Consider the following 8028-nt stretch of genomic DNA (forward strand, 5'->3'; position numbering starts at 1 on the left):
GCATCCGCTTCTACGGCGCGCCCTATGCGTTCTCGACCTCCGACGCCAAAGTCGGCGCGGACGGCCAGGTGCACTATGCCGGCAACGACGGCGAAGCCGACCTCGCCACCTGGAACGCGTTGTACGCGCAATGGCACGGCAAGGCGGACGGCCGCATCGGCATCGCGATGAGCCCGCACGCGACGGACACCTGCGGTCCCGACCTGTTCAAGGCCTGTGCGGCGCGCGCCCGCGAACTCGGCGTCAACATCACCACCCACGTGGCGCAGAGCGCGGCGGAAGTAGCAATTATCGGCCAGCGTTACGACGGCCGCACGCCGGCGGAATATCTCGACTGGCTCGGCGTGCTCGGGCCGGACCTGATGGCGGCGCACTGCATGTCGAGCACCGACGCCGATCTGCGATTGATGGCATCGCGCGGCGCCACGGTGCTGAATTGCCCGCGCGTGTTCGCGCGCTCCGGCGTCACCGCGGCATTCGGCCGTTTCCGGCAGCACGGCGTCCGCACCGTCGTCGGCACCGATGGCTACAACCAGGATTTTCTCGGCGAACTCAACGCCGCGTCGATGATCTCGAAGCTGACGTCGGCGAAAGCGGATGTGGCTACCGCGCCAGAACTGATCGAGGCGGTGACCGCGACCGCGGCGGGCGTGCTGCGTCGTCCCGACCTCGGCGTCATCGCGCCGGGCGCCACCGCCGATCTCACGGTGGTCGACATGAGCCATCCGCATCTGCAGCCGCTATACGACCCGCGCCGCGGCCTGATCGCGCTGGCCAACCGCGCCAATATTGACCAAGTCGTCGTCGATGGCCGCGTGCTGATCGACGCCGGGCGTTACGTCAATGGCGACGAAGCGGCGATCGTGACGGCCGGCGTCGCGGCGGTGGAGAAGATCTGGGCTCTGCCGGAAGCGCAGGCGGCGTTCAACGGGTAGGGCGGCGATCTGCTAACTTGTCCCGGGCGCGATGCAACACGTCAGGCGATGCGCTTGCATCGCCGCAAGTGTTGCTTCGCAGAACCGGGACCGTCACGAACTCCGGCGTTCGGTACGGTCCCGGCTCTGCAGCGCACTACGCCTCCTCAAACGATGCTTCGCATCGTCAGAGGAGGCGCACTGCGCTGCGTCCGGGACAAGATTCGACAGGACCCGCGTCACCGCGCTGTCGCAAATCCTTCGGCGAACGGTCAATAGCCCCGGGCATGCTTCGTCGCGATTCGACGAAGGGGCCACGCCATCACGATCCGCACCGACGCCGCGCCGACACGGCGCCAGTTCCTGACCCGCTCGGCCTCGACGCTGGCGCTGGCGGGGGTCGGCGGCTTGGCTGCGCCTTTTCTCAGCCGCGCCGCGGATAGGCCGACCATCAGCTATGGCCTGCAGTCCGGCGACGTCTCGACGGAATCTGCGGTGGTGTGGGCGCGCGCCGATCGGGCCGCGCGGATGCGCGTGGACTATGCCGCGAGCGAAAGCTTTCGCAGCATCCTCGGCTCGCACGCGGTCGATGCGCTGCCGGGTAGCGATTTCACCGCGAAGGCGCTGCTCGACAATCTGCCGCCGGGCCAGGATATCTTCTATCGCGTGCGCTTCGACGACATCGCGCATCCGCATCTTGCCGGCGACACCCAGATCGGCCACTTCAAGACCGCGCCCGACACCAAGCGGTCGATCTCCTTCGTGTGGTCCGGCGATACGGTCGGGCAGGGCTGGGGCATCGATCCCGCGCGCGGCGGCCTGCGCAGCTACCGGACCATGCTGAACAACCGGCCGGATTTCTTCATCCATTCCGGCGACCACATCTATGCGGACTGCCCGGTGCCGGCGCAGCTCGAACTGCCGGGTGGCGGGATCTGGCGCAACATTGTAACCGAGGAAAAATCCGTGGTGGCGCACAGCCTCGCGGAATTCCGCGGCAACTACAAATACAACCTGCTCGACGAACATTTTCGCGCGTTCCATGCGCAGGTGCCGATGCTGGCGCAATGGGACGACCACGAGGTCACCAACGACTGGTCGCCGATCGGCTCCATCGACGACACCGGCTACGACGAGCACGGCGTCTCCCGGCTGGTGTCGCGGGCGCGGCAGGCATTTCACGAATTCATCCCGATGCGCGCGCGGCCGGAGCAGGATGGCCGGGTGTATCGCAAGACGAGCTACGGCCCGCTGCTCGACGTGTTCCTGTTGGACATGCGGAGTTTTCGCGACTCCAACTGGAACAAGGGCGATGACAAGGCGCCGGCCTATATCCTCGGGCCGATGCAACTGGCGTGGCTGAAGCGTGAACTGGCGGCGTCGAACGCGACCTGGAAGGTGATCGCCGCGGACCTGCCGATCGGGCTGATCAGCCTGGATGCCATCGCGCTCGGCGACGGCCCGCCGGCGCGGCGCGAGCACGAGATCGCGGATCTGCTATCGTTCATCAAGCATGCCGGCATCGCCAACACCGTCTGGCTGACCGCCGACATGCACTACACCGCCGCGCATCGTTACGATCCGAACCGCGCGGTGTTCCAGGATTTCGAGCCGTTCTGGGAGTTCGTGTCGGGGCCGCTGCACGCCGGCAGCTGGGCGCCGGGCCAGCTCGACAACACGTTTGGCCCGGCAGTGCAGTTCGAAAAGGGCTGCAGCGCGGCGCAGGGCGACAATCTCGCGCCGTGTTTCGGGCTGCAGTTCTTCGGCCACGTCGGCATCGACGGCGCCAGCGAAGTGATGACGGTGACGCTGAAGGACGTCGACGACAACGCGCTGTGGTCGGTCGATATCATCCCGAAGCCGGATGACCGGCGACGCCGGCTTTCGTCACAGCATTTTTAGAGGCAGATTTTGAAGCCAACGGCTACTTGTCCCGGACGCAGCGCAGTGCGCCGCCTGCTGACGATGCGAAGCATCGTTTGGGGCGGCGTAGTGCGCTGCAGAGCCGGGACCGTCACGAACTCCGGCGTCTGGTACGGTCCCGGCTCTGCGGAGCGGCACTTCGCGCCGCACCGCGTCCGGGACAAGTGGGAGTGAATCCCGCTGACTCATCCCTGCGCTGCCGTCAGTTCGAACGGCGCATGGTCGCGGCCGCTTCCGCGACTTGAGTCTCGCGCATGGCGCGCCGTTTGGTCGAGTCGGCCAACACGGCGGCGACGATCTCCGGGGGCGACGTATAGGGCGTGCCGCCGGTGAACGGCGGCGCCGGATCGTACTCCATGGCGAGCTGGATCTTTCGAGCAACCGTTTCGCCGGCGAGGTCGCCGACGACGCGCAGCGCCATGTCGATACCTGAAGTCACTCCACCGGACGTGTAGATATTGCCATCGACGGTCATTCGATCGTTGGATACCGTCGCGCCAAACTTTGTCAGGAGGTCGCGCGCCTGCCAGTGCCCGCCGGAGCGGCGGCCCACCAGCAGACCGGCGGCGCCCAGCAACAGGGAGCCGGTGCAAACGCCGAAGATGTATTTCGCGTCGGCCGCTTCCCGTTTGACGTAGGCGACCCACTGGGGATCGAGCATCGCGGTGTCGATTCCGGTGCCGCCGGGGATCACGATGATATCGCTCTTCTTCGCGGTCTCGCGCGTGACGTTCGGTACCAGGCGAAGTCCGCGGTCGGTTCGCACCGGGTCCATGGTTGCCGCGACCAGATCGACGGTCCATCCCGGCGTGCGGGACAGCACTTCGAACGGACCGGTAATGTCGAGCTGCACCATGTCGGGTACGGTCACGATATTACAATGCATCGGTTGTTTTCCTGATGGCTTGTTTGGACCGTCGTCCGCCGCGTCGGCAGCATGGCCGCTGCGCAGGAGCGCCGAAGCGGAAATGGCGAAAGCCAGGGCATCACGTCGTGTGAGTGTCATCGGTATCTCCGCTCGAGAACTTGACAGAACGGCTTGCCGCGCAAACATGTATCTATGTCTCGTTCATGATCGGCGGCGTGTATATGTCAACAAGCGACAGAAACTGCCAGCCAGACTGGTTTTGATAGTTGCGTATGACGGTGTCCAGATCATCGACATCGCCGGGCCGGCGCAGGTTTTGAGTACCGCCAACGAAGAGGGCGCGGAGCCCGCTTACGACGTCCGCATTGTCGGCTTCCACGCTGGTCTGGTCGAGACGGCCTCCGCCTTCGCCATCGTGGCCGGTGAAATTCCGGCAGAGGGTGCGGTGGATACGCTGCTGGTGCCCGGCGGTCCCGGCGTTCACGAGGTCCGACATGATGCGGCCGCCAGGACGGCGATCATCGATCTGGTCCAGCGCACCCAACGCATATGCGCGGTATGTACCGGCGCGTTTCTGTTGGCCGAAGCAGGGATCCTGGATGGCCGCAGGGCGGTCACGCACTGGCGCTCCGCCGATCGGCTGGCCCGCGAATTTCCCGATGTGAAGGTCGATCCCGAACCGTTGTTTCTCAATGACGGACCGGTGTGGACGACGGCGGGCGTGACCGCCGGTATCGACCTGATGTTGAACCTGGTGCAGCAGGACCACGGCGCGGCGCTGGCCGCGCGCGTCGCCCGCCGCCTCGTCGTCTATATGCGGCGCGCCGGCGATCAGAAGCAGTATAGCGAGCCGCTGGCGTTGCAGGCGACGAGCGGGGCGCCGTTCGAGGACTTGAGCCGCCGGATTGCGGGCGATCCCTGCTTGCCGTGGACGGTGGAGACCATGGCCGAGGCTGCCGGCCAGTCGCTGCGCACGTTTCATCGCCGGTTCGAAGCGGCGACCGGCCTGTCTCCCGCCAAGGCGGTCGAGAAGATCCGCTGCGATCTCGCGCGCTCGTTGCTGCACACGACGGATCTCAATCTGGCGCAGATCGCAGATCGCGCGGGGCTGGGCACGGAGACGAGGCTCCGACGCGCGATGACGCGCCAGTTCGGCGTCAATCCGAGCGAAATGCGCGAGCGGTTTGCATGACGTGGCGGGCATATTTCTAGAATGGGATTCAAGCCAATAGTCTCCTGTCCCGGCTCTGCGCAGCAGCGTTTCACGCTCCGGCGCGTCCGGGACAAGAGGGCATCGGATTTAGAATCGTTCAACCGCGTCGCGCTAACCAGTTGTAAAATCGGTGACTTCCCACCCAACCCCGCGCCTTGCCGGGCAAATTGTCGCGGCTGTCATCCCAGCTTCAAATCATTCGGGCACAGATTAACGCCTATTAACCGGTAAGGGGCGTTAGCGATGACCGATTTCACGATCAACCAGACAGGCAACGGCGGGCTGATCGAGCCGGCGTCGCGGCCCAATCTCGACAAGGGGTTCAATCCCCTCACCATGATCCTGTTCTTCGGCATTCTGGCGGCCGGCGCGCTGTTCGTCGCCTACAGCATCTATGTCGATGTGCAGGCCACCGGCACCCGGGTCACCTCCTACCTGCCTTACCTGCTGCTGTTCGTAGCGCTGCTGATTGCGCTCGGCTTTGAATTCGTCAACGGCTTCCACGACACCGCCAATGCGGTGGCGACGGTGATCTACACCCACTCGCTGCCGGCGGAATTCGCCGTGATGTGGTCGGGCTTCTTCAACTTCCTCGGCGTGCTGTTCTCGAGCGGCGCCGTTGCCTTCGGCATCGTCTCGCTGCTGCCGGTGGAATTGATCCTGCAGGTCGGCAGCGCCGCCGGCTTCGCCATGGTGTTCGCGCTGCTGATCGCCGCGATCATCTGGAATCTGGCGACCTGGTATTTCGGCCTGCCGGCCTCCAGCTCGCACACCCTGATCGGCTCGATCATCGGCGTCGGCGTCGCCAACGCGCTGATGCGCGGCCGCGACGGCACCTCCGGCGTGGACTGGGGCAAGGCCACCGAGATCGGCTACGCGCTGCTGCTGTCGCCGCTGGTCGGCTTCGTCTGCGCCGCCGGCCTGCTGCTGCTGCTGAAGATGATCGTGCGAAATCCCGCGCTGTATGCCGCACCCGAAGGCAACAAGACCCCGCCGATCTGGATCCGCGGGCTGCTGATCCTGACCTGCACCGGCGTCAGCTTCGCGCACGGCTCCAACGACGGCCAGAAGGGCATGGGCCTGATCATGCTGGTGCTGATCGGCACCGTGCCGACCGCCTACGCGCTGAACCGCGCGCTGCCGGAATCCCAGGTGCAGCAGTTCCAGACCAACTCGATCGCCGCCGCGAAGGTCGTTGCCGCCAAGGGTGCCGGCCACAGCATCATCGGCGATCCCCGTCCGGCGGTGACGCAGTATGTCTCGCAGCACAAGATCGTCGAAGGCACCTATCCGTCGCTGGCCGTGCTGGTGACCGATGTCGGCAACCAGGTGCGCACCTACGGCACCCTCGACAAGGTCCCCGCGGAATCCGTCGGCAACACCCGCAACGACATGTACCTCGCATCCGAAGCGATCCGCTTCCTGATGAAGGACAAGGAGAACGACCTCAGCAAGGACGACGTCGCCGTGCTGAACACCTACAAGGGCTCGCTCGATGCCGCCACCAAGTTCATCCCGACCTGGGTGAAGATCGCGGTGGCCATCGCGCTCGGTCTCGGCACCATGATCGGCTGGAAGCGGATCGTGGTCACCGTCGGCGAGAAGATCGGCAAGTCGCACCTGACCTACGCGCAGGGCGCCTCCGCCGAGCTGGTGGCCGCGGTCACCATCGGCGCCGCCGACGTGTTCGGCCTGCCGGTCTCCACCACCCACGTGCTGTCGTCCGGCGTCGCCGGCACCATGGCGGCGAACGGCTCCGGCCTGCAGATGGCCACCATCCGCAACATGCTGGCGGCCTGGGTGCTGACGCTGCCGGCCGCGATCATCCTGTCAGGCTCGCTCTACGTGGTGTTCTCGAAGCTGTTCTGACAATAGCAGGGCCGCCGCGGCAACGCGGCGGCCCCGTTGTTTGGCGCTTGCGGTTTTGCGTGGCGTGGAGAGTACCGAGTGTCCGATGTCGTCTGAGCTTTCCTTTGCCATGCCTGCCGACGCCGGCTCGGCGCAAACCGCGATTCCCGGCCTGGTCTGGGCGTTTCGCATCCATCCGGACGGCAAGCCAGAGCCGCTCGCGATCGATGCGCCGATCGACATCGCGCATGGCGACCTGCTGTGGCTGCATTTCAATCTCACCGATTCCCGCGCGCTGCAGTGGCTGGCGCAGGCCGACCTGCACGCGCCGGAGCAGGCGCGCACGCTGCTGCTGTCGAAGGACAGCTATCAACAGCTCCACACCACCGAGGACAGCGTCTACGGCGTGCTCTCCGACCTGCTGCGCGACATCGACGACGCCACCGAAGAGACCGGCTATCTGCGCTTCCTGATGACCGAGCGGCTTCTGGTCAGCGGTCGCCATCACGCGCTGTGCGCGGTGGACGCCACCCGCCGCTCGCTGGAAGGCGGTCGCCGCATCGACAGCGCCGCGGCGCTGCTGGAGACCATCGTCGAGAATGTCGCCGGGACCATGGACGGGGTTTCCGACCGCATCGCGGTGGCGCTCGACGAGATCGAGGAGCAGATCCTGTCGGGCAATTCCAAGGACATGCTGCAACGGCTCGGCCGGCTGCGTCGCACCTGCGTGCGGCTGCATCGTCAGCTCTCCGGGCTGCGCGTGGTGTTCCACCGGCTCGAGCAGAAGGGCGCCAACGAGCTGAAGCCGATGCTGCAGCTTCGCGCCGGCAAACTGGCGCAGCGGCTCGACTCGCTCGACCACCGCATCGTCGAAATGCGCGAGCGCAGCCGGCTGTTGCAGGAAGAGCTGCATCTGCAGATCGAGGAGCAGGGCAATGAGAGCCTGCGCGTGCTGTCGGTGCTGACCTCGCTGCTGCTGCCGCCGACGCTGATCACCGGCATCTTCGGCATGAACACCAAGGGGCTGCCGTTCACCGACAACGACAACGCCTTCATGTGGGCCGCCTTGCTGCTGGTGCTGTCATCGGCCGCGGCCTATTTCGTCATGAAGCGCCTTGGCCTGATCAGGTAATCCATCATGCCGACACCATGGCCAGCCAGGATGCGCGCGGCGGCGATCGCGGCGATCTGCCTGCTGTTCGCGCATGCGGCACCGGCGCGCGCCGCCGAATTCGTCGCCAGGGCCGAGGTTGCCGCGAAGG

At 65.8% G+C, this 8028-nt stretch carries 6 protein-coding genes; 5 read left to right on the forward strand and 1 reads right to left on the reverse strand.

What is annotated here, in order from left to right:
- Both JWR89_RS06460 and JWR89_RS06465 read left to right on the forward strand, forming a co-directional pair.
- On the forward strand, positions 1-935 hold a 935-nt coding region (locus JWR89_RS06460), incomplete at its 5' end, for an amidohydrolase family protein (protein WP_299713256.1).
- 300 nt (positions 936-1235) lie between these two features.
- Complete coding sequence (locus JWR89_RS06465; RefSeq protein ID WP_299713269.1) at positions 1236-2816, forward strand: alkaline phosphatase D family protein; 1581 nt, start codon at positions 1236-1238, stop codon at positions 2814-2816.
- A gap of 223 nt (positions 2817-3039) precedes the next feature.
- Here the strand turns inward: JWR89_RS06465 and JWR89_RS06470 are convergent, their stop codons facing one another.
- Positions 3040-3708 carry a DJ-1/PfpI family protein gene (locus tag JWR89_RS06470; RefSeq protein ID WP_299713258.1) on the reverse strand — a complete coding sequence of 223 codons (669 nt, stop codon included), beginning with the start codon at positions 3706-3708 and terminating at the stop codon, positions 3040-3042.
- Here JWR89_RS06470 and JWR89_RS06475 point away from each other — a divergent pair.
- The 3 genes from JWR89_RS06475 to JWR89_RS06485 all read left to right on the forward strand — a co-directional run bounded on the left by JWR89_RS06475 (position 3692) and on the right by JWR89_RS06485 (position 7898).
- On the forward strand, positions 3692-4897 hold the full coding sequence (locus tag JWR89_RS06475) for a GlxA family transcriptional regulator (RefSeq protein WP_299713260.1): 1206 nt from the start codon (positions 3692-3694) through the stop codon (positions 4895-4897). The genes JWR89_RS06470 and JWR89_RS06475 overlap by 17 nt on opposite strands.
- A 264-nt stretch (positions 4898-5161) precedes the next feature.
- Positions 5162-6787 carry an inorganic phosphate transporter gene (locus JWR89_RS06480; RefSeq protein WP_299713263.1) on the forward strand — a complete coding sequence of 542 codons (1626 nt, stop codon included), beginning with the start codon at positions 5162-5164 and terminating at the stop codon, positions 6785-6787.
- A gap of 85 nt (positions 6788-6872) precedes the next feature.
- On the forward strand, positions 6873-7898 hold the full coding sequence (locus tag JWR89_RS06485) for a transporter (protein WP_299713266.1): 1026 nt from the start codon (positions 6873-6875) through the stop codon (positions 7896-7898).
- Positions 7899-8028: the final 130 nt, after the last annotated feature.

This window comes from Tardiphaga sp., from assembly GCF_028290785.1.
Classification (GTDB): Bacteria; Pseudomonadota; Alphaproteobacteria; order Rhizobiales; family Xanthobacteraceae; genus Tardiphaga.